Source organism: Streptomyces changanensis (genome assembly GCF_024600715.1).
Taxonomy (GTDB): domain Bacteria; phylum Actinomycetota; class Actinomycetes; order Streptomycetales; family Streptomycetaceae; genus Streptomyces; species Streptomyces changanensis.
The window spans coordinates 1,661,417-1,686,833 of the sequence record NZ_CP102332.1 but is presented as its reverse complement, the minus strand read 5'-3'; the positions used below and the strand labels follow the sequence as shown (position 1 = coordinate 1,686,833).

The window sequence follows — 25,417 nt, the reverse complement described above, 5'->3', positions numbered from 1 at the left end:
CCCGCGCCCGCACCACGGCGTGACCCCGGGCGGCGGGCCCCCGGGCGTCCGCCGCCTCGACCCGCGCCCTCGTGCCCGCCACGCTCCCGTACGCCACGGGACCGCGCCCACCGCACCGGCCACCGCACGGCATGGGCCGCCGCCGCCCACCGGGACCGCACGGGCCACCGCCGGCCCAGGGCACCGCACCAGCGCCGTCAGGCCACCGCGCGCCCCACCGCCTGCCCAGCGCACCGCATGGTCCGCCCACCGGGCCGCACCGGTCGCCGACCCGCCGGACCCACCGTCGCCCATCGCACGGCACCGGCCACCGCCGACCCGCCGGACCCACCGCCCCGGCCGCCGGTCCTCCGGGGCCCACCCGCCTCCACCGGCCCTCCGGACCGCGCCTGCCTCCGCCGGCCCACCAGACCCCACCCCCACCCCCACCCTCGCCTCCGCCGGGCCACGAGACCCCGCCCCACCCCGCCCCCGCCGGGCCAGGCGTACCGGCCCGGCGGCTATCGGAGCCGACTGGCTTACCCTCTCGGTGTGCCGGCACAAGGAAACGCCCTCACCCGCGCCCGCGACCGGCTGCGCGCCCACCCGGTGGCCTGTGACGCCCTGCTCGCCGCCGCCGTCCTCGCGGCGATGGTCCTCGGCTCCTTCGTCGACCCGCACGGTGACGGCACCGGCCCGACGTTCGGCATCCGCACCCCCGGCCCGGCCGGCGTCGTCCTCATGATGCTCGGCGCGGCCGCCCTCGTGGCCCGGCGCCGGGCGCCCCTGCGGGCGCTGGCGGTCACGGGCGCCGTGACCGTCGCCGAGTTCGTCGCGGGCGACCCGCCCGCGCCCGTCGCGATGAGCGCCGTCGTGGCCCTGTACACGGTCGCCTCCCGCACCGACCGCCCCACCACCTGGCGCGTCGGCCTGGCGACGATGACCGTGCTGACGGCCGTCGCCATGTCCTTCGGCTCGTCCCCCTGGTACGCCCAGCAGAACCTCGGCGTCTTCGCGTGGACGGGCATGGCGGCCGCCGCGGGCGACGCCGTCCGCAGCCGCCGCGCCTTCATCGACGCGATACGGGAGCGCGCCGACCGCGCCGAGCGGACCCGCGAGGAGGAGGCCCGGCGCCGCGTCGCGGAGGAGCGCCTGCGCATCGCCCGCGACCTCCACGACGTCGTCGCCCACCACATCGCCCTGGTCAACGTCCAGGCCGGGGTGGCCGCGCACGTCATGGACAAGCGCCCGGACCAGGCGAAGGAGGCGCTGGCGCACGTCCGGGAGGCCAGCCGGTCCGCGCTGGACGAGCTGCGCGCCACCGTCGGCCTGCTTCGCCAGTCCGGGGACCCGGAGGCGCCCACCGAGCCGGCGCCCGGCCTCGCCGTCCTGGACGACCTGCTGGACACCTTCCGCAACGCCGGCCTCCCGGTGCGGCTCGCCCGCACCGACCAGGACACCCACCTGCCCTCCGCCGTCGACCTCGCCGCGTACCGGATCATCCAGGAGGCCCTGACCAACGTCCGCAAGCACGCGGGCCAGGGCGCCACCGCCGAGGTGAGCGTCCTGCGGGTGGGCCGTACCGTCGAGGTCACCGTCCTGGACGACGGCACCGCCCCGGTGCAGGCCGTCGGCGCGCCGGGGGCCGCCGGGGCTCCGGGCGGGCACGGCCTCGTCGGCATGCGCGAGCGGGTCGGCGCGCTGGGCGGCGCGCTCACCGCGGGACCCCGCTACGGGGGCGGCTTCCGCGTCCAGGCGATACTGCCCCTCACCACGCGCGGCGGGGAGGACGGAGCCACATGACGACCACCGGGCCGATCAGGGTGCTGCTCGCCGACGACCAGGCGCTGCTCCGCAGCGCCTTCCGGGTGCTCGTCGAGTCGGAGCCGGACATGGAGGTCGTGGGGGAGGCGTCCGACGGCGCCGAGGCCGTGGCCCTGGCCCGCGCGACCGGACCGGACGTCGTCCTCATGGACATCCGCATGCCGGGCAGCGACGGACTCGCCGCCACCCGGGAGATCACCTCCGACCCGGCCCTCGACCACGTCCGCGTCGTCATGCTGACCACCTTCGAGGTCGACGAGTACGTCGTGCAGTCGCTGCGCGCCGGCGCCTCCGGCTTCCTCGGCAAGGGCGCGGAGCCCGACGAGCTGCTCAGCGCGATCCGGATCGCCGCCGCCGGCGAGGCGCTGCTGTCGCCCGCCGCGACCAAGGGCCTCATCGCCCGGTTCCTCGCCCAGGGCGGCGGCGAACCGGGCGGCGCCGGCGGGACGGGCGGCCGCGCCGAACGGCTCTCCGCGCTGACCGGCCGCGAGCGCGAGGTCCTCGTCCACGTCGCCGCCGGACTCCCCAACGACGGGATCGCCGAGCGCCTGGAGGTCAGTCCGCTCACCGTCAAGACCCACGTGAACCGCGCCATGGCGAAGGTCGGGGCCCGCGACCGCGCCCAGCTGGTCGTCTTCGCGTACGAGTCGGGGTTGGTACGTCCAAGGGTGGAGTGACCGCCCGGCCCGCGTACTCCGGGCGCGGTACGCGCGGCGCCAGGAATGGACCTGGGGGCGAGGGATCGCCCCTCCGCGATGGCCGATGGTGTGGGGGAGCACCCACCACGTCGAGCCACACCGCGGAAGAGAGACACGAGACGCCATGTCCTGGCTGTCCAGACTCAGCCTCGCCCAGCGGGCCCTGACAGGCCTGATGTCGATCGTCGCGATCGTCTTCGGCACGATCGCCATCCCCCAGCTCAAGCAGCAGCTGCTGCCCTCCATCGAACTGCCCATGGTGTCGGTCCTCGCGCCGTACCCCGGCGCCTCCCCCGACGTGGTCGAGAAGCAGGTCGTCGAACCGCTGGAGGCGTCCCTGGAGGCCGTCGACGGCATCAAGGGCGTCACGGCGACGGCGAGTGAGGGCAACGCCCTGGTCATGGCGACGTTCGACTACGGCGACGAGGGCACCAAGCAGCTCGTCGCCGACGTCCAGCAGGCCGTGAACCGGGCCCGCGCCCAGCTGCCGGAGGACGTCGAGCCGCAGGTGATCGCCGGCTCGACCGACGACATCCCGACGGTCGTCCTCGCCGTCACGTCGAACAAGGACCAGCAGGCCCTCGCCGACCAGCTGGAGCGGACCGTCGTGCCGGCGCTGGAGGACATCGACGGCGTCGGCCAGGTCTCGATCGACGGTGTCCAGGACCTCCAGGTCTCCGTCACCCCCGACGTCCGGAAGCTCGGCGCGGCCGGCCTCACCACCGTCCAGCTGGCCGACGCGCTGCGCGCCGGCGGCGCGACGGTGCCCGCCGGCTCCTTCTCCGAGGCCGGCGAGAGCCGCACCGTCCAGGTCGGCGGCGGCTTCACCTCGCTGCGGCAGATCGAGGACCTGCGGATCAAGCCCGCGAAGGGCGCCGCGGTCCGCCTCGGCGACGTCGCGACCGTGCGGCAGGAGGAGTCCCGGCGGGTCTCCCTCACGCGCACGAACGGCAAGCCGAGCCTCGCCGTCATGGCCACCATGGACAACGACGGCAGTGCCGTCGCCATCTCCGAGGCCGTCGAGGACAAGCTGCCCGGACTGCGCGCCGACCTCGGCGCGGGCGCCGAGCTGACGGTCGTCTCCGACCAGGGCCCGGCCGTCTCGAAGTCCATCTCCGGCCTGACCACGGAGGGCGCGCTCGGTCTGGTCTTCGCCGTCCTCGTCATCCTGGTGTTCCTGGCCTCGATCCGCTCGACGCTGGTCACCGCGGTCTCCATCCCGCTCTCCGTCGTGCTCGCCCTGATCGTGCTGTGGACGCGGGACCTGTCCCTGAACATGCTGACGCTCGGCGCGCTCACCATCGCCATCGGCCGGGTCGTCGACGACTCGATCGTGGTCCTGGAGAACATCAAGCGGCACCTCGGCTACGGCGAGGAGCGCCAGGCGGCGATCCTCACGGCGGTGCGCGAGGTGGCGGGCGCCGTCACCTCCTCCACCCTCACCACCGTGGCGGTGTTCCTGCCGATCGGCCTGGTCGGCGGCATGGTGGGCGAGCTGTTCGGCTCGTTCTCCCTCACCGTCACCGCGGCCCTGCTCGCCTCCCTCCTCGTCTCGCTGACGGTCGTGCCGGTCCTGTCGTACTGGTTCCTGCGCGCCCCCAAGGGCACCTCCGCCGACCCGGACGAGGCCCGGCGCGCGGCGGAGGAGAAGGAGAGCCGCAGCGTCCTGCAGCGCGCGTACGTCCCCGTGCTGCGCTTCGCGACGCGCCGCCGCCTCACCAGCGTCCTGATCGCCGTCGTCGTCTTCGCCGGCACCCTCGGCATGGCCCCGCTGCTGAAGACCAACTTCTTCGACCAGGGCGACCAGGAGGTCCTCTCCATCAGGCAGGAGCTGCCCGCCGGCACCAGCCTGGAGGCGGCGGACGCCGCCGCCAGGAAGGTGGAGGCGGTCCTCGCCTCGACCGACGAGGTGAAGGACTACCAGGTCACCGTGGGCTCGTCCGGCTTCATGGCGGCCTTCGGCGGCGGTACGGGCGCCAACCAGGCGTCCTACCAGGTGACGCTGACGGACTCCGCCTCGTACGAGCGGGCCCGCGACCGCATCGACGCCGAGCTGGGCAAGCTGGGCGGCATCGGCGACACGACGATCGCGGCGGGCGACGGCTTCGGCAACCAGGACCTGAGCGTCGTGGTGAAGGCCGCGGACGCCGCCACCCTGAAGAAGGCGTCCGAGCAGGTGCGGGCCGAGGTGGCCGAACTCGACGACGTCACCGACGTGCAGAGCGACCTGTCGCAGTCCGTGCCGCGGGTCTCGGTGCGGGCCGACGCACGCGCGGCCGAGGCGGGCCTCAACGACGCCGCGCTGGGGATGGCGGTCGCCGAGGCCGTGCGCGGCACCCCCGTCGGCAAGGCGGTCCTCGACGACACCGAGCGCGACGTCGTCATCACCTCCGCCGCCCCGGCGCGGACCCTGGCCGAGCTGCGGCGGCTGCCGCTGGGCCCGGTGAAGCTGGGTGACGTCGCGGACGTGAGGCTGGTGCCGGGCCCGGTGTCGATGACCCGCATCGACGGCTCCCGCGCCGCGACCATCACGGCCAAGCCGACCGGCGACAACACGGGCGCGGTCAGCGCCGACCTCCAGGCGAAGATCAACGCACTGGACCTGCCGGAGGGCGCCACGGCCTCCATCGGCGGGGTGTCGGAGGACCAGGAGGAGGCGTTCGCCAACCTGGGCCTGGCGATGCTGGCGGCCATCGCGATCGTCTTCATGCTGCTGGTGGCGACGTTCCGCTCGCTGGTCCAGCCGCTGATCCTGCTGGTCTCCATCCCCTTCGCGGCGACCGGCGCCATCGGTCTGCTGATCGCCACCGGCACGGCGATGGGCGTCCCCGCGATGATCGGCATGCTGATGCTGATCGGCATCGTCGTCACCAACGCGATCGTGCTGATCGACCTCATCAACCAGTACCGGGCCCAGGGGCTCGGGGTGATCGAGTCGGTCGTCGAGGGAGGCCGCCACCGCCTCCGCCCGATCCTCATGACGGCCCTGGCGACGATCTTCGCCCTGCTCCCGATGGCCCTCGGCATCACGGGCGAGGGCGGCTTCATCGCGCAGCCGCTGGCGGTCGTGGTGATCGGCGGCCTGATCACCTCCACGCTCCTCACGCTGCTGCTGGTGCCGACGCTGTACGCGATGGTCGAGCTGCGCAAGGAACGCCGCCGCGCGAAGCGCGAGGCGAAGGCGACCCCCACGGAGGACAAGACCCTCGTCAACGCCTGACCCCCACCCGACATCCGACCGGGAGGGGGACCCCCGGGAAACGACGACCGGCAGACGGCGTCCGGCCGGGGTGGGGCCGTGCAGGGGGCGTCCCCGGGGTCCGCGGCGACGGGTGGGCTCCCTGGCCGGGACCCGAGGCCGCCGACCCCGAGGAGACGACCCCGGAGGCCCCCACCCCCGACGGGCAGCGGCGACCATGACGGGCGCCGGCCACCGCGACGGGCGCCGGCCACCGGCAGGCGCCGACCCCCAGGGGCCCGGCCACCCCGGCCACCCCGGCAGCCCGGCCGGCCGCGAACGCCCCGCAAAGAGCCCGAGGGGCGCCCCGCAGTACGCGGGGCGCCCCTCGGGCGTCGTCGTGCGGGCGTATCGCCGACCGCACCACCGGTTACGGCAGCGCCAGCATCCGCTCCAGCGCCAGCTTCGCGAAGCTCTCGGTCTCGGGGTCGACCTGGATGCGGTTGACGAGGTTGCCCTCGGCCAGCGACTCCAGCGCCCAGACCAGGTGGGGCAGGTCGATGCGGTTCATGGTCGAGCAGAAGCAGACGGTCCGGTCGAGGAAGACGATCTCCTTGCCCTCACCGGCGAAACGATTCGCCAGACGCTGGACCAGGTTCAGCTCCGTGCCGATCGCCCACTTCGAGCCGGCCGGGGCCGCCTCCAGGGTCTTGATGATGTACTCCGTCGACCCCACGTAGTCCGCCGCCGCCACGACCTCATGCCGGCACTCCGGGTGGACGAGCACGTTCACGCCGGGGATGCGCGCGCGGACGTCCTCGACCGAGTCCAGCGAGAAGCGGCCGTGCACGGAGCAGTGCCCGCGCCACAGGATCATCTTCGCGGCACGCAGCTCCTCGACGGTCAGCCCGCCGTTCGGCTTGTGCGGGTTGTACAGCACGCAGTCGTCCAGGGACATGCCCATGTCGCGGACCGCGGTGTTCCGGCCCAGGTGCTGGTCGGGCAGGAAGAGGACCTTCTCGCCCTGCTCGAAGGCCCAGTCCAGGGCGCGCCGGGCGTTCGACGAGGTGCAGATCGTGCCGCCGTGCTTGCCGGTGAAGGCCTTGATGTCGGCGGAGGAGTTCATGTAGGAGACCGGGACGGTCGCCTCGGCGACGCCGGCCTCCGTCAGGACGTCCCAGCACTCCGCGACCTGCTCTGCGGTGGCCATGTCGGCCATCGAGCAGCCGGCGGCCAGGTCCGGCAGGACGACCTTCTGGTCGTCGCCGGTCAGGATGTCCGCCGACTCGGCCATGAAGTGCACACCGCAGAAGACGATGTACTCCGCCTCGGGCCTGGCCGCCGCGTCACGGGCAAGCTTGAAGGAGTCGCCGGTGACGTCCGCGAACTGGATGACCTCGTCGCGCTGGTAGTGGTGGCCGAGGACGAAGACCTTGTCCCCGAGCTTCTCCTTGGCCGCACGGGCGCGCTCCACCAGGTCCGGGTCGGACGGCGAGGGGAGGTCGCCGGGGCACTCCACGCCCCGCTCGCTCTTGGGGTCGGCCTCGCGGCCGAGGAGCAGCAGGGCGAGCGGCGTCGGCTGGACATCCAGGGGCTGGGCGGTGGTCACGTCACGCACCCTTTCTACTGAGCCTTTTCGTCTAATTGACGCTATCTATCATAACCGCTTCACGTCACTTTGACGATGTCCATAGTGTCGATGTGACGCATTCGCCCTCGACGGCTCGGTGCCCCGTTCACGGCCCGTGTGCGAGCATGAAGGGGAAGAACCGGGCGCGGCCCGGAATGAATCGGCGACCCCGCCGGTTGCACCCGTCGGCAAGCAGTCTCCGAACAACCCGGGAGAAAAGCAGATGTCCGTATCGGACGAGAAGACCACTGTCAGTGACGGCATCATCCTGTCGGACGCCGCCGCGGCCAAGGTCAAGGCCCTGCTCGACCAGGAAGGCCGCGACGACCTGGCGCTCCGCGTCGCCGTTCAGCCGGGTGGCTGCTCCGGTCTGCGCTACCAGCTCTTCTTCGACGAGCGCTCGCTCGACGGTGACGTCGTGAAGGACTTCGACGGCGTCAAGGTCGTCACCGACCGCATGAGCGCCCCGTACCTCGGCGGTGCCTCCATCGACTTCGTCGACACCATCGAGAAGCAGGGCTTCACGATCGACAACCCGAACGCCACGGGCTCCTGCGCCTGCGGCGACTCCTTCAGCTGACCGGTCGACGGCCCGCCGGCCGTCCCGTCACGCCGTCGGCCCCCGGACCTGCAGGTCCGGGGCCGACGGCGTACGTGCACCGGTTCGCCCGCACCGGTTCGCCCGCACCGGTCCTGTCAGCGCCGGGCGGCGACCTTGCGGAGCGGTTCGCCGCTTGCCGCGTCCACCACGGCCCGGCCGCCGACCGGTGCGTCCAGCGCCACGGTGACGTGCACCGACACCGCCATGCTGATGCACGCCCCGCCCCTGTCGTTCGGCACCTCGAACAGCCGCAGCCCCACCTCCGCGGCGCTCTCCTCCGCCCGCACGACGTACCTGCTGCACGGGCTGCCCTCGAACGACACCCGCAGCTCCCGTGCCCCGGCCCTGGGACCCTCCAGCGTCAGACCCGCCGCCGGCGGGTGCTCGCCGAGCCGCTCCAGCGGCACCGCCGGGTGGCTGAACCGGACCGTCCGCCCGTTCTCCTCGGCCACGAACAGCCACGCGGGCACGAGCGTCGCCCCGCTCCCGAGGGGGTAGGCCGCCAGGCCCAGGACGACCTCGCGGATCGTCACGACGTCCCCCGCGCGCTTGGGTGTGCCGGACTGCGGATCGCACGGCCCGGTCGGGACGACCGCACCTGCACCCGTCGCGGCGCGCGCGCCACCGTCCTCCAGCGGTACGGGCGAAGCGCAGTCGCCGGCCCCGGACCCCCCCTCCCGCGAGTCGCGGCCGCCCTGGCCGGAGGCGTTGAGGTCCCGTACGGCCTGCTCGGCGTCGGTCACCGGAAGCGCCTCGCCCCGCACCAGGGTGGCCAGCCTGCCCTCCGCCGCCACGATCCCGCCGCCGCCGTCCACGGTGAACTCGGCCGCGTACCAGCGGGTCGGCAGCCCGCCGACCCGCGGGTGGGCGACCACCCGGCCCGCCTCGACGTACAGGGCGGCGTCCGCGTGGCCGAGCGCCTTCAGCATCGGGGCGACCGCCCGCTTCGCGGCCTCCTCGCCCACCCGCCCGTCCGTCGGGTCCCCGGGGCAGCGCTCGCCCTTCGGGCAGTCGTCGGACCGCGGCCCCTGCGCCACGTACCGCCAGTGGCCCGACTCGTCCAGCGACAGCTCCGGCCCCGAACCGTCCTTCTGCGGGCCGACGCGCCACTGCCCCTGCGCCTTCACCGGCGTCGCCGCGAACCCGAGCGCCCGCGCCAGCCGCGCCGCGTCCGCCTCCGTGACCTTCCGCGCGTCCCGGTACGCGTGCGCCCGCTCGGGCGCCTCCGGCAGGGAACCCGCCACCCGGTACCGCCCACCGCCGTTCGGGTCGGGCTCACCCGGCGCGATGCCCGGGGGAGTGCCCGGCGACGGGCTCGCCCCCGGGGCGGCGGGCGTCCCGGCCGGGCCGCCGCGCGGGTCGGTGACGACCGTCCGGCCGGCGGCCTCCCCGCGGTCGTCGCCGGCCGCGGCGACGGCGAGGTACGTGCCGCCCCCGCCCACCAGCACCGCCGCCGCCACCAGGGCGGCGGCGAACGGCGGGCGCCGTCGGCCGGTACGTGCGTCAGTGCTCTGCGTCTCGCTCACCGCAACGCTCCTTCGTCGGTCTCGTCCCCTTGCGTATCCCCTCCGGACGGGAGACACGGGTGGGACGGGGCGGACGAGTGAGCGGTTCCCCTGCGGGGCGGCGGCATCCGGCGGAACGCGTCACGACCCGGACGCCCGAGACGTCAGCCGATCCCGGGACCCCGCCGGGCGGCCTCCCCATCAGGCAGCCTCCAGCCTCCCCGCCGGGCAGCCTCCCCGCCGGCCTCCCCGCCGGGGAGCCCCGCCGGGCGCCCAGCCGGGCGGCCTCGTGGGAGTGGGGCGGCCCGCCGGGCACTTCCCCTCGGGGCCGGGCGGGGTCAGCCGCCGTACTCCGCCGTGGCGTCGATCAGCCGGGCGGACGCGGGCTCGACGACGACCCCGTGGATGTGTGACGGCGGCACGGGCGCGGGGGCCGGCTCCCGGGGGGCGGACCAGTGCGGCGCCATCCTCGCGGACGCCCCGCGCAGCTCCGCCAGGGTGGACTCGGACTCCGGACGCTCGCGCGACACGATGTGGTTCGACATACCGGCACCGTACGCACAGCCCGACACGACCGAGAAGACCTACTATCGGGTAGTTTCCCCTGTTCGCCGCCGCCGTCGGAGCCGGTAGCGTGAACCGTCAACGCCGTCTCCCCGCCCCGCAGGAGCATCCCGCCGTGCGTATCGCAGTCACCGGCTCCATCGCCACCGACCACCTGATGACCTTCCCCGGCCGCTTCGCCGACCAGTTGGTCGCCGACCAGCTGCACACGGTCTCCCTCTCCTTCCTCGTCGACAACCTCGACGTGCGCAGGGGAGGCGTCGGCGCGAACATCTGCTTCGGCATGGGCCAGCTGGGCACCCGTCCGATCCTCGTCGGCGCGGCCGGCTCCGACTTCGACGAGTACCGCGCGTGGCTCGACCGGCACGGCGTGGACACCGACTCCGTGCGGATCTCCGAGGTCCTGCACACCGCGCGCTTCGTCTGCACCACCGACGCCGACCACAACCAGATCGGCTCCTTCTACACCGGCGCCATGAGCGAGGCCCGGCTCATCGAGCTGAAGGCCGTCGCCGACCGCGTCGGCGGCCTCGACCTGGTCCTCATCGGCGCCGACGACCCCGAGGCGATGCTCCGCCACACCGAGGAGTGCCGGACCCGCGGCATCCCCTTCGCCGCGGACTTCTCGCAGCAGATCGCCCGGATGAACGGCGACGAGATCCGCACCCTCCTCGACGGTGCCACGTACCTCTTCTCCAACGAGTACGAGAAGGGCCTCATCGAGTCCAAGACCGGCTGGAGCGACGAGGAGATCCTCGGCCGCGTCGGCCACCGCGTCACCACCCTCGGCGCCCGCGGCGTGCGCATCGAGCGGACCGGCGAGCCCACCATCGAGGTCGGCTGCCCCGACGAGGAGGCCAAGGTCGACCCGACCGGCGTCGGTGACGCCTTCCGCGCCGGTTTCCTCTCCGGCCTCTCCTGGGGCGTCGGCCACGAGCGCGCCGCCCAGGTCGGCTGCATGCTCGCCACGCTCGTGATCGAGACCCTCGGCACGCAGGAGTACACCCTGCGCCGCGCCCACTTCATGGAGCGCTTCACCAAGACCTACGGTGAGGACGCCGCCGCCGAGGTCCGCGCCCGCCTCGGCTGACCGGGCGTCACACCAGCCGGCGGACCGTGAAGGCCGCGCCCCGGTCCGCCGGCTCCTCGCCCACGTACTCCTGCCCCCGCATGGCGCACCACGCCGGGATGTCCAGCCGCGCCGCCGCGTCGTCGGCGAGCACCCGCACCGTCCCGCCCACCGGCACCTCGCCGATCACCTTCGCCAGCTCGATCACCGGGACGGGGCACCGCTTCCCGAGGGCGTCCACCACGAGCCCGCCGCCGTCACCCCCCGCGGCCGCCGCCTGCGCGGACACCGGCGCCCCGAGCCGCTGCCGCACGCCCGCCACCACGCCCGGCAGCAGCCGGAGGAACCGCTCCACGTCCGCCTCCGCCACGTCGAGCGGCAGGGAGACGCGGACGTTCCCCTCCGACAGCACCCCCATGGCCCGCAGGACGTGGCTGGGGGTCAGCGTCGAACTCGTGCACGACGAACCGGACGAGACGGAGAAACCGGCCCGGTCCAGCTCGTGCAGCAGCGCCTCCCCGTCCACGTAGAGGCACGAGAACGTGACCAGGTGCGGCAGCCGCCGCTCCGGATCGCCCACGACCTCCACGTCCGGTACCGACTCCGCCACCCCGGCCCGGATCCGCTCCACCAGTCCCCGCAGCCGCGCCGCCCCGGCCGTGGCCTCCTCCCGCACGGCCCGCAGCGAGGCCGCGGCCGCCACGACGGCCGGGAGGTTCGGGAACCCGGCGGACCGCCCCGCCTCCCGCTCGTCCGCCGGGCCCGCCGCCGCGAACCGCACCCCCTTGCGCACGGCCAGCAGCCCCACGCCCGCGGGCCCGCCCCACTTGTGGGCGCTCGCCGCCAGCAGCGACCACCCGGCCTCCACCGGCCCCCACGCCAGCGACTGCGCCGCGTCCACCAGCAGCGGCACCCCGGCCCCCCGGCACGCTTCCGCCACCCGTGCCACCGGCTGCTCGGTCCCCACCTCGTGGTTGGCCGACTGGAGGCACGCCAGCGCCGTGTCCGCCCGCAACGCCCGCGCGTACGCCTCCGGGGCGACCGCCCCGGACCGCCCCACCGGCACCCGGGTCACCGTCCCGCCGGCCGCCTCGTGCGCGGCCGCCGCGTGCAGCACCGACGAGTGCTCCACCTCCGACACCACCAGGTGCCCGCCCACCCGGCGCCGCCCCGCGAGGGCGCCCGCGACGCCGGAGTGGACCGCGTGCGTCCCCGAAGGGGTGAACGTCAGCTCGTCGGGGCGGCACCCCACCGCCTCCGCGGCGGCCTCCCGCGCGGCGTCCAGCAGGAGCCGGGCGCGCCGCCCCTCGCGGTACAGCCGGGCGGGATCGGCCCACCCCTCGTCCAGCGAAGCCTGCAGCGCCTGCCGGGCGACGGGGTGGAGGGGGGCGGAGGAAGCGACATCGAAGTAGGCCACGTGGCAACGCTAACCCCGACCGCCCCGGCGGTGAGGCACTCCTTCCGCTCCCCGCGCCGGGCGGCCCCCACCGGGGGCCGCTGGGACGCCGCGCCCGGGCCTCCGCACGGGATCCACCAGGCCCGCGACCTGCGCACACAACCCGAAAGAGGGGTCCGGCGGCGCGTTGGGCACCCTCCCCGCGCGACGCCAAATAGCGTCCAGTAGGGTTTGGTCCGCATAAACATCCAAACCCCTGCCCGCGTCAGGGCCGGCGACCGACCAGCGAGACGGCCGCAGCCGACCCGCGGGCGAGACTCTCGGGAAGGCGCTACGTGAGTCCCAACGGCTCCGACCGCTCGTCGCGGCGCCCGATGCGGCGGAAGCTGCCGCAGGTGCTGACTGCGGGCCTGATCCTGGCTACCGCCTCCGGTTGTTCCTACAACTGGGAGGACTTCCCCCGCCTCGGAATGCCCACCCCGGTGACGGAGGAGGCCCCGCGGATCCTCTCCCTCTGGCAGGGCTCGTGGGCGGCTGCGCTCGCCACGGGCGTGCTGGTGTGGGGGCTGATCCTGTGGAGCGTCATCTTCCACCGGCGTAGCCGCACCAAGGTCGAGGTTCCTCCGCAGACCCGGTACAACATGCCCATCGAGGCCCTGTACACGGTGACCCCGCTCATCATCGTCTCGGTGCTCTTCTACTTCACCGCGCGTGACGAGTCCAAGCTCCTGGCCCTCTCGGAGAAGCCGGCCCACACCATCAACGTGGTCGGCTACCAGTGGAGCTGGGGCTTCAACTACATCGAGAACGTGGACGGCGACGCCGCCACGGGCGCCGAGGTCTCCAAGGAGCTCGGTGCCATTCCGGACAAGTGGCAGAAGCAGTTCCCCGCGGGCGCCGAAGGCGTCCACGACGAGGGCGTCCCCGGCACGCGCAACCCGCAGACCGGCAACCCGGGTCCGACCCTGTGGCTGCCGAAGGGTGAGAAGGTCCGGTTCGTCCTGACCTCGCGTGACGTGATCCACTCCTTCTGGGTCGTCCCCTTCCTGATGAAGCAGGACGTCATCCCGGGCCACACCAACGCCTTCGAGGTGACCCCCACGCAGGAGGGCACCTTCCTCGGCAAGTGCGCCGAGCTCTGCGGCGTCGACCACTCCCGGATGCTCTTCAACGTCAAGGTCGTCTCCCCCGAGCGCTACCAGCAGCACCTCAAGGAGCTGGCCGAGAAGGGGCAGACCGGCTACATCCCGTCGGGCATTCAGCAGACGGACCCGGCCAGGAATGCGGAGAAGAACCAACTGTGAGCATCCTCAACGAACCTCAGGGTGCCGCCACGGCAGCTGACGGCTCGAAGGAGCCGTACGAGAACGAGCTGCCCGTCCGGCGCAAGCAGCCCGGCAACGTCGTCGTGAAGTGGCTGACCACCACCGACCACAAGACGATCGGCACGCTCTACCTGGTCACCTCGTTCGCCTTCTTCTGCATCGGCGGTCTGCTCGCGCTCTTCATGCGCGCCGAGCTGGCCCGTCCGGGTACGCAGATCATGTCGAACGAGCAGTTCAACCAGGCGTTCACGATGCACGGCACGATCATGCTGCTGATGTTCGCGACGCCGCTGTTCGCCGGTTTCGCGAACTGGATCATGCCGCTGCAGATCGGCGCGCCCGACGTGGCGTTCCCGCGGCTGAACATGTTCGCCTACTGGCTGTACCTCTTCGGCTCGATCATCGCCGTGGCCGGCTTCCTCACCCCCCAGGGCGCGGCCGACTTCGGCTGGTTCGCCTACACCCCGCTGTCGGACGCCGTCCGCTCGCCGGGCGTCGGCGCCGACATGTGGATCATGGGTCTGGCCTTCTCCGGCTTCGGCACGATCCTCGGCTCGGTCAACTTCATCACCACGATCATCTGCATGCGCGCACCCGGCATGACGATGTTCCGCATGCCGATCTTCACCTGGAACGTGCTGCTGACCGGTGTCCTGGTCCTGCTCGCCTTCCCGGTGCTGGCCGCCGCGCTCTTCGCGCTGGAGGCCGACCGCAAGTTCGGCGCGCACATCTTCGACCCGTCCAACGGCGGCGCCCTGCTGTGGCAGCACCTCTTCTGGTTCTTCGGCCACCCAGAGGTGTACATCATCGCCCTGCCGTTCTTCGGCATCGTCTCGGAGGTCATCCCGGTCTTCAGCCGCAAGCCGATGTTCGGTTACATCGGTCTGGTGGCCGCGACCATCGCGATCGCCGGCCTGTCCGTGACGGTGTGGGCGCACCACATGTACGTCACCGGCGGTGTGCTGCTGCCGTTCTTCTCCTTCATGACCTTCCTGATCGCGGTCCCGACCGGTGTGAAGTTCTTCAACTGGATCGGCACCATGTGGAAGGGCTCGCTGTCCTTCGAGACGCCGATGCTCTGGACGATCGGCTTCCTGGTCACCTTCACCTTCGGTGGCCTGACCGGTGTCATCCTGGCCTCGCCGCCGATGGACTTCCACGTGTCCGACTCGTACTTCGTGGTGGCGCACTTCCACTACGTCGTCTTCGGCACCGTCGTGTTCGCGATGTTCGCCGGCTTCCACTTCTGGTGGCCGAAGTTCACCGGCAAGATGCTGGACGAGCGCCTCGGCAAGATCACCTTCTGGACGCTCTTCATCGGCTTCCACGGCACGTTCCTCGTCCAGCACTGGCTGGGCGCCGAGGGCATGCCGCGCCGCTACGCGGACTACCTGGCCGCGGACGGCTTCACCGCGCTGAACACCATCTCCACGATCAGCTCGTTCCTGCTCGGCCTGTCGATCCTGCCGTTCTTCTACAACGTCTGGAAGACCGCCAAGTACGGCGAGAAGATCGAGGTCGACGACCCGTGGGGCTACGGCCGGTCGCTCGAGTGGGCCACGTCCTGCCCGCCGCCGCGCCACAACTTCCTCACGCTGCCGCGCATCCGCTCGGAATCGCCGGCCTTCGACCTGCACCACCCTGAGATCGCCGCCCTGAGCCAGCTCGAGAACGACGGGCAGAAGGACACCGCGCTGTTCGGTGGCAAGGAGGTCGGCAAGTGAAGATCCAGGGCAAGATGTTCATCTGGCTGAGCTTCTTCATCCTCGCCATGGCCATCCTGTACGGCCTGTGGTCGAAGGAGCCGGTCGGCACCACGGCGCTGTTCATGGCCTTCGGCCTGGCGATCATGGTCGGCTACTACCTGGCCTTCACGGCCCGGCGAGTGGACGCCATGGCCCAGGACGACAAGGAGGCGGACGTCGCGGACGAGGCCGGCGAGCTCGGCTTCTTCTCCCCGCACAGCTGGCAGCCGCTCTCCCTCGCGATCGGTGGCGCGTTCGCCTTCCTCGGCGTCGCCCTCGGCTGGTGGCTCATGTTCTTCGCCCTGCCGCTCATCCTGATCGGCATCTGGGGCTGGGTCTTCGAGTACTACCGCGGTGAGAACCAGAACCAGTAGGCACCCGCACGGGTGAAAGGGCCCGGCGGTCTCCGGACGGAGACCGCCGGGCCCCTCTTTTGCAGTCGCCCGGCGTGCCGCGCCGGGCGGCTCTTCCTACCGTGTGCTTATGAGCCACACGCCGAGCCTCCGCATCGCCCTCAGCTGCTCCCTGCTGGTCGCCGCCGCAGGCGCCGGCGCTGCCGGCTGCGGGGGACCGGACGGCCACCCGCTCTCCGCGCGGCCCTACGACGCGGCGCGGCAGGTCACCTTCGACGGCTTCGCCGAAGGCCGTGAGGCGGCGCTCGACAAGCCGCTCGCGGTGTCCGCCAAGGACGGCGGCACCCGCATCACCGACGTGACCGCGGTCGACGAGGCCGGCCACCACTTGGCGGGCCGCCTCTCCGCCGACGGCAGCCGCTGGCGCTCCACCGGCCCGCTGGCCGCGGGCGCCCGCTACACGGTCAGGGTCGCCACGGAGAACGACGAGGGCGCCCCAGGCGTCCGTACGCTGACGTTCCGCACCGCCCCGGCCCGCAACCTCCTGGCGGTGGAGTTCGGCCCCGAGGCGGGCGAGTACGGCGTCGGACAGCCCCTCACCGCCAAGCTCAGCGCCCCGGTCACCGACCGCGCGGGCCGCACCGCGGTCGAGCGCGCCCTGCGGGTCCGCTCCACCCCGAGCGTCACGGGCGCCTGGCACTGGGTCAACGACAAGGAACTGCACTTCCGGCCCAAGGAGTACTGGCCGGCCGGCACCGAGGTCACCCTCACGAGCAACCTCGCGGGCGTGCCCGTCGGCAGCGGCCTCTACGGCACCGCCACCGACCCGCTGAAGCTCACCATCGGCGACCGCGTCGAGGCCGTCGCCGACGCCGCGGGGCACTACATGACCGTCCGGCGCAACGGAGAAGTGATCAACACCATTCCGGTGACCACCGGCAAACCGGGCTTCTCCACCCGGAACGGCGTCAAGGTCGTGCTGGAGAAGCAGTACTTCGTCCGCATGCGCAGCACCACGGTCGGGATCGCGGCCGGCAGCAGCGAGTCCTACGACCTGCCCGTGTACTACGCCACCCGGGTCACCTGGAGCGGCGAGTACGTCCACGCCGCGCCGTGGTCGGTCGGCTCCCAGGGGTCCGCCAACGTCAGCCACGGCTGCGTGGGCATGTCCACCGGCAACGCCGCGTGGTTCTACGAGACCGTCCAGCGCGGCGACATCGTCCGGGTCGTCAACAGCGCGGGTGAGGAGATGTCCCCCTTCGGCAACGGCTTCGGCGACTGGAACCTGCCGTGGGAGAAGTGGCGGCAGGGCAGCGCGGTCCTGGCGGGCACCCGCGACGGGGCCACCCCCGCCGACGACGCCCGGCTGAGGCCCGGCCTCTGATGCCTCTGACACCCGGGCACGCCCCCCCCCGCGCTCGTGCCCGGCCCGCCGGCCCAGGGCGGTCGGCGCGGGGCGTCACGGGCGCGGTGCGGGGCCGGCGGGCCGACGGGCCCGTGACCCCGTCGACGGGGCCGGCGGGCCCACGGGCCGACCTGGCGCGACCGCACGGGCCCACGGGCGGACCGGACCCGGCGCGACCGCACGGTGTCCACGGGTGGGCCCGCGCGGCCGTGCGGCGCGCGCGGGCGGGTGGCTCAGGCCTCCACGGCCAGTCGGCTGCGCACCAGGGCCGCCAGCGCCTCCGCCAGCTCCACCGGCTCCACCGGCAGCGCCACGGCCGCGTCCGCGCGGCTCCAGGTGGCCAGCCAGGCGTCCTGCGGCCGCGCGATCAGCAGCAGCACCGGCGGACAGCGGAACACCTCGTCCTTGATCTGCCGGCACACGCCCATCCCGCCGGCCGGGACGGCCTCGCCGTCCAGGACGCAGACGTCGATGCCGCCCTCCTCCAGCCGCTCCAGGACGGCCGGGAGCGTCGCGCACTCGACGTACTCGACCGGGGGAACGTCGGCCGCGGGCCTCCGCCCGGCCGCCAGCCGCACCTGCGCGCGGGTGTTCGCGTCGTCGCTGTAGACCAGTACGGTGGCGCTGGACTGCATGGTTCCTCCGAGTTCGTACGCGGGAGTGCTCGGTAACCGATGCGCGGATGCTACTCCGTCCCACCGCCCGTCAACACCGCTCCGACACCCCTCCGGAGGCCGTCCCGATGGGCCGTTCGGGTCGGGTCGGGCCGCCCGCCGGAGGTGGGGACACTCCGAACGGCACCCCCCGGAGTGAGGGCGGGATAAGCGACCGACATAATGTCGGTCGTGGCGACAGCAACGACAGTAGATACCGGGCACGCGCACCCGTCGGTCAATCGACCGAACCTCACCAGCGTCGGAACCATCATCTGGCTGAGTTCCGAGCTGATGTTCTTCGCGGCCCTCTTCGCGATGTACTTCACCCTGCGATCGGTAACGGGTGCCGAATACTGGTCCGAGCAGGCGGGCCACCTGAACTTCCCGTTCTCGGCGACCAACACCACGATCCTGGTGCTCTCCTCCCTCACCTGCCAGCTCGGCGTCTTCGCCGCCGAGCGCGGCGACGTGAAGAAGTTGCGCGCCTGGTTCATCGTGACGTTCGTCATGGGCGCGATCTTCATCGGCGGTCAGGTCCTCGAGTACACCGAGCTGGTCAAGGAGGCGGGCATGTCCCTGTCCTCCGGGCCCTACGGCTCGGTGTTCTACCTGACCACCGGCTTCCACGGCCTGCACGTGACGGGCGGCCTCATCGCGTTCCTCCTGGTCCTCGGCCGGACGTACGCCGCGAGGCGCTTCACCCACGAGCAGGCAACCGCCGCCATCGTCGTGTCCTACTACTGGCACTTCGTCGATGTCGTCTGGATCGGCCTCTTCGCCACGATCTACATGATCAAGTAATCGGGCCGCCGCCTGGCGGACCGAGACACTTCCAGCAAGCATCGACGCAGAAGATCCTGACACCGGGGTAATCCGTGAAAAAGCTCTCCGCACGACGACGCCATCCGCTGGCGGCGGTCGTCGTCCTACTCCTCGCGCTGGCGGCCACTGGGGGGCTCTACGCCGCGTTCGCGCCCGCGAGCACGGCCCAGGCCGACGAGACCGCCCAGTCCCTCGCCATCGAGGAGGGCAAGAAGCTCTACACCGTCGGCTGCGCCAGCTGCCACGGCACCGGCGGTCAGGGCACCTCCGACGGCCCGTCCCTGGTGGGCGTCGGCTCGGCCGCCGTCGACTTCCAGGTCGGTACCGGCCGCATGCCCGCGCAGCAGCCGGGCGCCCAGGTCCCGCGGAAGAAGAACATCTACACGCAGGCCCAGATCGACCAGCTCGCGGCGTACATCGCGTCGCTCGGCGCCGGCCCGATCACCCCCACCGAGAAGCAGTACAGCGTGGAGGGCGCGGACGTCGCCAAGGGCGGCGAGCTGTTCCGCAACAACTGCGCCCAGTGCCACAACTTCACCGGTGAGGGTGGCGCGCTCACCAAGGGCAAGTACGCACCGAGCCTCGACGGCGTCAGCGAGAAGCACATCTACGAGGCCATGCAGACCGGCCCGCAGAACATGCCCACCTTCCCCGACACCACCATGCCGGAGAAGGAGAAGAAGGAAATCATCGCGTACATCAAGGCCGTGAACGGTGACGAGACGCCGACCCCCGGCGGCTTCGGCCTGGGCAGCCTCGGACCGGTCAGCGAGGGTCTGTTCGGCTGGATCTTCGGTCTCGGTACGCTGATCGCCGTCGCCGTCTGGGTCGCGGCCCACACCGCTAAGGCCAAGAAGTCATGAGTAGCCAAGAGATCTCCGATGAGAGCCTGCCGCAGAAGCAGGACACCGCGCACGGCTCGGCAGTAGTCGAGAGCCCGTTCGCCGACCCGGGGCTCCCGCCCCACAAGCCCCGCGTCCAGGACATCGACGAGCGGGCCGCCAAGCGGTCCGAGCGGACGGTCGCCCTGCTGTTCACGATCTCGATGCTGGCCACCGTCGGCTTCATCGCCTCGTTCGTGGCCTTCCCCGTCGACAAGATCGTGTACGTGTGGCCCCTCGGCCACGTCAGCGCGACCAACCTGTCGCTCGGTCTGACGCTGGGCATCGCCCTGTTCTGCATCGGCGCCGGCGCGGTCCACTGGGCCCGCACGCTGATGTCGGACGAGGAGATGGCCGACGACCGCCACCCGATCGAGGCGGCCCCCGAGCTCAAGGCCAAGGTGATGGCCGACTTCGCCCAGGGTGCGGCGGAGTCCGGTCTGGGACGGCGCAAGCTGATCCGCAACACGATGTTCGGCGCGCTCGCGATGGTGCCGCTCTCCGGTCTCGTGCTCCTGCGCGAGCTCGGCCCGATGCCCGAGAAGAAGCTCTTCCACACCTCGTGGGCCAAGGGCAAGCGGCTGATCAACATGAACACCTTCGAGCCCCTGCGGCCCGAGGACGTCTCGGTCGGTTCGCTCACCTTCGCCATGCCGGAGGGTCTGAGCGAGGAGGACCACGACTTCAACAACAAGATCGCCAAGGACGCCCTGATGATCGTCCGGATCCAGCCGGCCGACATCAAGGACAAGCGCGAGCTCGAGTGGTCGCACGACGGCATCGTGGCCTTCTCCAAGATCTGCACCCACGTGGGCTGTCCGGTGTCCCTGTACGAGCAGCAGACCCACCACGTGCTCTGCCCGTGCCACCAGTCCACCTTCGACCTGTCCGACGGCGCCCGCGTCATCTTCGGCCCTGCCGGCCACGCCCTTCCGCAGCTGCGGATCGGTGTCGATGACAAGGGCTTCCTCGAGGCGCTCGGCGACTTCGAAGAGCCGGTCGGTCCTGCATTCTGGGAGCGCGGATGAGTACCGCCAACGACACGACGCGCAAGGCGCCCGCCGGTGAGCGGGTCGCCGACTGGGCGGACGGACGGCTGGGGATCTACTCCCTGGCCAAGTCCAACATGCGGAAGATCTTCCCGGACCACTGGTCCTTCATGTTGGGCGAGGTCTGCCTCTACACCTTCATCATCATCATCCTCACGGGCGTGTACCTGACGCTCTTCTTCCACCCGAGCATGAACGAGATCGTGTACCACGGCTCGTACGTGCCGATGCAGGGCGTGAGGATGACCGAGGCGTACGCCTCGACCCTGGACATCAGCTTCGACGTCCGCGGCGGTCTGCTGATCCGGCAGATCCACCACTGGGCGGCGCTGATCTTCATCGCCGGCATGTTCGTGCACATGATGCGCGTCTTCTTCACCGGCGCGTTCCGCAAGCCGCGCGAGGTCAACTGGCTGTTCGGCTTCCTGCTGTTCGTCCTCGGCATGTTCACCGGCTTCACCGGTTACTCGCTCCCGGACGACCTGCTCTCCGGCACCGGTGTCCGCTTCACGCAGGGTGCGATCCTGTCCGTGCCGATCGTGGGCACGTACCTGTCGATGTTCATCTTCGGCGGGGAGTTCCCCGGCCACGACATGGTCGCCCGGTTCTACTCGATCCACATCCTGCTGCTGCCGGGCATCATGCTCGGCCTCGTGGTGGCCCACCTGATCCTGGTCTTCTACCACAAGCACACGCAGTTCGCGGGCCCCGGCCGGACGAACAAGAACGTCGTCGGCATGCCGCTGCTGCCGGTGTACATGGCGAAGGCCGGCGGCTTCTTCTTCCTGGTCTTCGGCGTCATCGCGGTCATCGCCGGCGCGTTCACCATCAACCCCGTGTGGGCCCTCGGCCCCTACCGGCCGGACCAGGTGTCCACCGGTGCGCAGCCCGACTGGTACATGGGCTTCGCCGAGGGTCTGATCCGCGCCATGCCCGGCTGGGAGATCAACCTGTGGGGCCACACGCTCGTCCTGGGCGTGTTCATCCCGCTGGTCCTGTTCGGCGTGATGCTGGCCGCCATCGCGGCGTACCCGTTCATCGAGTCGTGGATCACCGGGGACAAGCGCGAGCACCACATCCTGGACCGGCCGCGCAACGCCCCGACCCGCACGGGCCTCGGCGTCGCGTGGGTCACCGGTTACATGATCATGCTGATCGGTGGTGGCAACGACATCGTCGCCACGCACTTCCACATGTCGATCAACGCGGTCACCTGGTTCGTCCGGATCGCCTTCTTCGTCGGGCCGGTCATCGCCTTCGTCGTCACGAAGCGGATCTGCCTGGGCCTCCAGCGCCGCGACCGCGACAAGGTGCTGCACGGCCGTGAGACGGGCATCATCAAGCGGCTGCCGCACGGTGAGTTCGTCGAGGTCCACGAGCCGCTCAGCCAGGCCCAGCTGCACGCGCTCACCGCGCACGAGCAGTACGCGCCCGCCGAGCTCGGCCCGACGGTCGACGAGAACGGCGTCGAGCGCAAGCCCACCCGTTCGGCGAAGCTCCGCGCGAAGCTGAGCAAGGGCTACTTCGGTGAGGGGAACCAGGTCCCCAAGGCCACGGCCGAGGAGTACAAGGAGATCAGCGCGGGCCACGGCCACCACTGATCACCCTTCCCCCGGGGCTTGGCCCCGGGGGACCCCGGACACCGAGAAGGTCGCCACGGCAGGAGCCCCGTCCAATCGTCGGACGGGGCTCTTCGCCGTCCCCGGCGGTGGATAGGCTGGTGCCCTCATCCGTCACGGACCCAGGAGCGACCATGAGCGCTGTGCAACCCGCTGGAGGACCGACCACGGCGGGCCGCTCCTGGCCCGTGGTCCTCGACACCCTCCTCGCCGGCCGGGACCTCGACGCGGACACCACCGCCTGGGCGATGGAGCGCGTCCTCAGCGGTGAGGCCACCGACGCGCAGATCGCCGGCTTCGCGGTCGCCCTGCGCGCGAAGGGGGAGACGGTCGAGGAGATCACCGGCCTCGTCCGCACCATGTACGCGCACGCCCGCACCATCGACGTGCCCGGCCCGTCCGTCGACATCGTCGGCACCGGCGGCGACGGCGCGAAGACCGTCAACATCTCCACCATGTCGGCGGTCGTCGTGGCCGGTACGGGCGCGAAGGTCGTCAAGCACGGCAACCGCGCCGCCTCCTCCGCCTCCGGCGCCTCGGACGTCCTGGAGAAGCTCGGCGTCAACCTCGAACTGACCCCGGAGCGGGTCGCCGAGGTCGCCGACGAGGCGGGCATCACCTTCTGCTTCGCCGTCAAGTTCCACCCCGCCCTGCGCCACGTCGCCGCGGCCCGCAAGGAGCTGGGCATCCGCACGACGTTCAACTTCCTCGGGCCGCTGACCAACCCGGCCCGGGTACGGGCCCAGGCGACCGGCGTCGCGGACGCCCGCATGGCTCCCATCCTCGCCGGCGTGCTCGCCGAGCGCGGCTCGTCGGCGCTCGTCTTCCGCGGCGACGACGGCCTCGACGAGCTGACCACCACCGCGACGTCCCGCGTGTGGACCGTCCGCGACGGGGCCGTGCGCGAGGAGGCGTTCGACCCGCGCGACGTGGGCCTCGACCTGGTGCCCGTGGAGGCCCTGCGCGGCGCGGACGCCTCGTACAACGCCGACGTCGCCCGCCGGCTGCTCGCCGGCGAGCGGGGCCCGGTGCGGGACGCCGTGCTGCTCAACTCGGCTGCGGCCCTCGTGGCCCTGACCCCGACCGACGCGCCGCTGGCCGAGCAGATCCGGGCGGGCATGGAGAAGGCCGCGGAGTCCATCGACTCGGGCGCCGCCCGCGCGACCCTGGACCGCTGGGTCCGCGCCAGCAACCGCTAGGGCCCTCAGGGCGTGGGTGACGGGGCGGGGCCGCGCGGTTCCGCCCCGCTACCGTCCGCGTCGTCCGCCATGCGAACCCGGGCTTGCGTGCCCGCCGTCGTGTGGCAAGATGCTCCCCAAGGTCATGAGTGACAGCGACCACGGCCCCGGCCCGCTGTCCGGCAACCCTCCGTCCGTGGCGGGGTGCCCCGGGTGAAGACCAGGCCGCAGGCAGCGAGGTCTGCGGCAAGCGCGGACCCCTGCACACCCTGGGGTCCTGGTCCCGAGGGAGCAGTCTCGTGAGCAAGCGAATGCGCTAGGGCCTTCGGCCCTCCTCCCCCTCCGCACGGCCACCGTCGTCACCGTCGGGCCGTGCGTCGAGGCAGTCACCCGTACGCGGCACGGCCCTGCCGTCGCCCTGCGGGTTCCGCACGCCCCCATTCGCCGCGCCCGTTGGGAGAGTCCGCCATGCCCGCGTACCCGAACGCCACCGTTTCCCCCCGCACCGAGGCCGCCCCCGCCGCCCCCGCCGCCGTGCCCGCGCCGACCACCGGCCCCGCCTCCGCCGCCCCCGCCGCCGACGGTCCGCTGCCCGTCCTCGGGCGGGACGTGACCGTGCCGCTCGTCACCGGCGGCCACGTCACGTACGCCGCGCTGGACTACGCGGCCAGCGCGCCCGCGCTGCAGCGCGTCTGGGACGACGTCGCCGCCTACGCGCCGTACTACGGCAGCGTCCACCGCGGCGCCGGGTACCTCTCGCAGCTCTCGACCGACCTGTTCGAGAGCAGCCGCGCGACCGTCGCCGCCTTCCTCGGCTGCCGCCCCGACGACCAGGTGGTGTTCACCCGCTCCACGACCGACTCGCTGAACCTCCTCGCGCATGTGCTGCCCGAGGGGTGCGAGGTGTTCGTCTTCGAGACCGAGCACCACGCGTCGCTGCTGCCGTGGCGGGGCGCGCGGGTCACCTACCTGGACGCGCCGCGCACGCCCGGTCAGGCCGTGCGGACGCTGGAGCGGGCCCTCGCCGACCGGGAGCCGTACGGCCCCGCCCTCGTGTGCGTGACCGGCGCCTCCAACGTGACGGGAGAGCTGTGGCCCGTGCGCGAACTGGCCGCCGCCGCGCACGCGCACGGGGCGCGCGTCGTCCTCGACGCCGCCCAGCTGGCGCCGCACCACCCGGTGGACGTCGGCGACCTGGACGTGGACTGGGTGGCCTTCTCGGGGCACAAGCTGTACGCGCCGTTCGGCACCGGGGTGCTGGCCGGCCGGGCGGACTGGCTGCGGGAGGCCGAGCCGTACCTGGCGGGCGGGGGCGCCTCGCGGCGCGTGGCCCGGCGGGCGGACGGCGGCGTGGACGTCGACTGGCACACCACGGCCGCCCGGCACGAGGCCGGCTCGCCCAACGTGATCGGCGCCTACGCGATCGCGTCGGCGTGCACCGCGCTGACCGAGGCCGGGTTCGACGCGCTCGTGGCCCGAGAGCGCGAGCTGATCACGCGCGTGCGGGAGGGGCTGGCCGACGTGCCGGAGGTGCGCGTGCTGTCGCTGTTCGGCGACGACGCGCCGCGCGTCGGCGTCCTCTCCTTCGTCGTGGAGGGGTGGAACAGCTCGCACTTCGCCGCCGCGCTCTCCGCCGAGTACGGCATCGGCGTGCGCGACGGCCTGTTCTGCGCCCACCCGCTCGTGCGCACGCTGCTGGGCGGGGCCCCGCAGGAGCCCGGCGCGTGCGGCGCGCCGGAGGCCGGACCGGGCGAGCGGTCCCTCAACGCGATCCGGGTCAGCTTCGGCGCGGGGACGCCCGACGAGCACGTCGAGCGCTTCGTCCGGGCCGTGCGCGAGCTGGTCCGCGACGGCGCCCGCTGGAACTACCGCACCGAGGACGGGCGCTGCGTGCCGGACCGTGGCTGAATCCGCTTCACCCGTACGGGTGATTCGCTGGG

General features: G+C 72.4%; 20 protein-coding genes and 1 riboswitch. Of the genes, 15 read left to right on the top strand and 5 right to left on the bottom strand.

The annotated features are described in order from the left end of the window. The first annotated feature begins 531 nt into the window (after positions 1 to 531). From NRO40_RS07425 to NRO40_RS07415, 3 genes are all read left to right on the top strand, one after another. Positions 532 to 1,782 (top strand): sensor histidine kinase, encoded by a 1,251-nt coding sequence (locus NRO40_RS07425; protein WP_058941322.1) that lies wholly within the window; start codon positions 532 to 534, stop codon positions 1,780 to 1,782. Beyond that, complete coding sequence (locus tag NRO40_RS07420) at positions 1,779 to 2,480, top strand: response regulator (protein WP_058941323.1); 702 nt, start codon at positions 1,779 to 1,781, stop codon at positions 2,478 to 2,480. Before NRO40_RS07425 ends, NRO40_RS07420 begins: the two co-directional genes overlap by 4 nt. A 145-nt stretch (positions 2,481 to 2,625) precedes the next feature. Beyond that, entirely contained in the window at positions 2,626 to 5,721 is a 3,096-nt protein-coding gene (locus NRO40_RS07415; protein WP_058941324.1) for an efflux RND transporter permease subunit, read from the top strand. 388 nt (positions 5,722 to 6,109) lie between these two features. On the opposite strand, the gene nadA is transcribed toward NRO40_RS07415, so the two are convergent. Beyond that, the gene (nadA, locus tag NRO40_RS07410) at positions 6,110 to 7,288 is read right to left on the bottom strand and encodes a quinolinate synthase NadA (protein ID WP_079046922.1); all 1,179 of its coding nucleotides are present in this window, start codon (positions 7,286 to 7,288) and stop codon (positions 6,110 to 6,112) included. Positions 7,289 to 7,532: 244 nt separating this feature from the next. Between nadA and NRO40_RS07405 the strand changes: the two genes are divergently transcribed. Beyond that, positions 7,533 to 7,889 carry a HesB/IscA family protein gene (locus NRO40_RS07405; protein WP_058941326.1) on the top strand — a complete coding sequence of 119 codons (357 nt, stop codon included), beginning with the start codon at positions 7,533 to 7,535 and terminating at the stop codon, positions 7,887 to 7,889. A 116-nt stretch (positions 7,890 to 8,005) separates the two neighbouring features. On the opposite strand, the gene NRO40_RS07400 is transcribed toward NRO40_RS07405, so the two are convergent. Beyond that, positions 8,006 to 9,436 (bottom strand): hypothetical protein, encoded by a 1,431-nt coding sequence (locus NRO40_RS07400; protein ID WP_058941327.1) that lies wholly within the window; start codon positions 9,434 to 9,436, stop codon positions 8,006 to 8,008. A 317-nt stretch (positions 9,437 to 9,753) separates the two neighbouring features. Then, positions 9,754 to 9,960 carry a hypothetical protein gene (locus NRO40_RS07395; protein ID WP_058941328.1) on the bottom strand — a complete coding sequence of 69 codons (207 nt, stop codon included), beginning with the start codon at positions 9,958 to 9,960 and terminating at the stop codon, positions 9,754 to 9,756. A gap of 134 nt (positions 9,961 to 10,094) precedes the next feature. Between NRO40_RS07395 and NRO40_RS07390 the strand changes: the two genes are divergently transcribed. Further along, a complete protein-coding gene (locus tag NRO40_RS07390; protein ID WP_058941329.1) occupies positions 10,095 to 11,069 on the top strand; it encodes a carbohydrate kinase family protein in 975 nt (324 codons plus the stop codon). A gap of 7 nt (positions 11,070 to 11,076) precedes the next feature. Here the strand turns inward: NRO40_RS07390 and NRO40_RS07385 are convergent, their stop codons facing one another. Continuing rightward, a complete protein-coding gene (locus tag NRO40_RS07385; RefSeq protein ID WP_058941330.1) occupies positions 11,077 to 12,465 on the bottom strand; it encodes a cysteine desulfurase/sulfurtransferase TusA family protein in 1,389 nt (462 codons plus the stop codon). A 314-nt stretch (positions 12,466 to 12,779) separates the two neighbouring features. On the opposite strand from NRO40_RS07385, the gene ctaC reads away from it, so the two are divergent. The 4 genes from ctaC to NRO40_RS07365 all read left to right on the top strand — a co-directional run bounded on the left by ctaC (position 12,780) and on the right by NRO40_RS07365 (position 17,251). Continuing rightward, positions 12,780 to 13,748 carry an aa3-type cytochrome oxidase subunit II gene (ctaC, locus tag NRO40_RS07380; RefSeq protein WP_058941331.1) on the top strand — a complete coding sequence of 323 codons (969 nt, stop codon included), beginning with the start codon at positions 12,780 to 12,782 and terminating at the stop codon, positions 13,746 to 13,748. After that, a complete protein-coding gene (ctaD, locus tag NRO40_RS07375; protein WP_058941332.1) occupies positions 13,745 to 15,493 on the top strand; it encodes an aa3-type cytochrome oxidase subunit I in 1,749 nt (582 codons plus the stop codon). Before ctaC ends, ctaD begins: the two co-directional genes overlap by 4 nt. Further along, positions 15,490 to 15,888: a cytochrome c oxidase subunit 4 gene (locus NRO40_RS07370; RefSeq protein WP_058941333.1), complete on the top strand. Its 399-nt coding sequence runs from the start codon at positions 15,490 to 15,492 to the stop codon at positions 15,886 to 15,888. The genes ctaD and NRO40_RS07370 overlap by 4 nt, the downstream gene beginning before the upstream one ends. A 109-nt stretch (positions 15,889 to 15,997) precedes the next feature. Beyond that, positions 15,998 to 17,251, top strand: coding sequence for a L,D-transpeptidase (locus NRO40_RS07365; RefSeq protein WP_058941334.1), 1,254 nt, complete (start codon positions 15,998 to 16,000; stop codon positions 17,249 to 17,251). A 254-nt stretch (positions 17,252 to 17,505) separates the two neighbouring features. Here the strand turns inward: NRO40_RS07365 and NRO40_RS07360 are convergent, their stop codons facing one another. Then, entirely contained in the window at positions 17,506 to 17,907 is a 402-nt protein-coding gene (locus NRO40_RS07360; RefSeq protein WP_058941335.1) for a response regulator transcription factor, read from the bottom strand. 201 nt (positions 17,908 to 18,108) lie between these two features. On the opposite strand from NRO40_RS07360, the gene ctaE reads away from it, so the two are divergent. The 6 genes from ctaE to NRO40_RS07330 all read left to right on the top strand — a co-directional run bounded on the left by ctaE (position 18,109) and on the right by NRO40_RS07330 (position 25,385). Next, positions 18,109 to 18,729, top strand: coding sequence for an aa3-type cytochrome oxidase subunit III (gene ctaE, locus NRO40_RS07355; RefSeq protein ID WP_058941336.1), 621 nt, complete (start codon positions 18,109 to 18,111; stop codon positions 18,727 to 18,729). A 74-nt stretch (positions 18,730 to 18,803) separates the two neighbouring features. Then, positions 18,804 to 19,613, top strand: coding sequence for a cytochrome bc1 complex diheme cytochrome c subunit (gene qcrC / locus NRO40_RS07350; RefSeq protein WP_058941337.1), 810 nt, complete (start codon positions 18,804 to 18,806; stop codon positions 19,611 to 19,613). Further along, complete coding sequence (gene qcrA / locus NRO40_RS07345; RefSeq protein WP_058941338.1) at positions 19,610 to 20,659, top strand: cytochrome bc1 complex Rieske iron-sulfur subunit; 1,050 nt, start codon at positions 19,610 to 19,612, stop codon at positions 20,657 to 20,659. Before qcrC ends, qcrA begins: the two co-directional genes overlap by 4 nt. Next, positions 20,656 to 22,281: a cytochrome bc1 complex cytochrome b subunit gene (gene qcrB, locus NRO40_RS07340; protein ID WP_058941339.1), complete on the top strand. Its 1,626-nt coding sequence runs from the start codon at positions 20,656 to 20,658 to the stop codon at positions 22,279 to 22,281. The genes qcrA and qcrB overlap by 4 nt, the downstream gene beginning before the upstream one ends. A gap of 152 nt (positions 22,282 to 22,433) precedes the next feature. Next, positions 22,434 to 23,498, top strand: coding sequence for an anthranilate phosphoribosyltransferase (trpD, locus tag NRO40_RS07335; protein ID WP_058941340.1), 1,065 nt, complete (start codon positions 22,434 to 22,436; stop codon positions 23,496 to 23,498). A gap of 120 nt (positions 23,499 to 23,618) precedes the next feature. Then, positions 23,619 to 23,736, top strand: a riboswitch (SAM riboswitch). 209 nt (positions 23,737 to 23,945) lie between these two features. Further along, a complete protein-coding gene (locus NRO40_RS07330) occupies positions 23,946 to 25,385 on the top strand; it encodes an aminotransferase class V-fold PLP-dependent enzyme (protein ID WP_232791002.1) in 1,440 nt (479 codons plus the stop codon). The last annotated feature ends 32 nt before the right edge of the window (positions 25,386 to 25,417 follow it).

Excerpts from the sequence above, each read along its gene's own strand:
- NRO40_RS07420 (WP_058941323.1), top strand. The coding sequence starts at position 1,779 with ATGACGACCACCGGGCCGATCAGGGTGCTGCTCGCCGACGACCAGGCG.
- NRO40_RS07415 (WP_058941324.1), top strand. The coding sequence starts at position 2,626 with ATGTCCTGGCTGTCCAGACTCAGCCTCGCCCAGCGGGCCCTGACAGGC.
- NRO40_RS07405 (WP_058941326.1), top strand. The coding sequence starts at position 7,533 with ATGTCCGTATCGGACGAGAAGACCACTGTCAGTGACGGCATCATCCTG.
- NRO40_RS07395 (WP_058941328.1), bottom strand. The coding sequence starts at position 9,960 with ATGTCGAACCACATCGTGTCGCGCGAGCGTCCGGAGTCCGAGTCCACC.
- NRO40_RS07365 (WP_058941334.1), top strand. The coding sequence starts at position 15,998 with ATGAGCCACACGCCGAGCCTCCGCATCGCCCTCAGCTGCTCCCTGCTG.
- NRO40_RS07360 (WP_058941335.1), bottom strand. The coding sequence starts at position 17,907 with ATGCAGTCCAGCGCCACCGTACTGGTCTACAGCGACGACGCGAACACC.
- ctaE (WP_058941336.1), top strand. The coding sequence starts at position 18,109 with ATGTCGGTCGTGGCGACAGCAACGACAGTAGATACCGGGCACGCGCAC.
- qcrA (WP_058941338.1), top strand. The coding sequence starts at position 19,610 with ATGAGTAGCCAAGAGATCTCCGATGAGAGCCTGCCGCAGAAGCAGGAC.
- qcrB (WP_058941339.1), top strand. The coding sequence starts at position 20,656 with ATGAGTACCGCCAACGACACGACGCGCAAGGCGCCCGCCGGTGAGCGG.
- trpD (WP_058941340.1), top strand. The coding sequence starts at position 22,434 with ATGAGCGCTGTGCAACCCGCTGGAGGACCGACCACGGCGGGCCGCTCC.
- NRO40_RS07330 (WP_232791002.1), top strand. The coding sequence starts at position 23,946 with ATGCCCGCGTACCCGAACGCCACCGTTTCCCCCCGCACCGAGGCCGCC.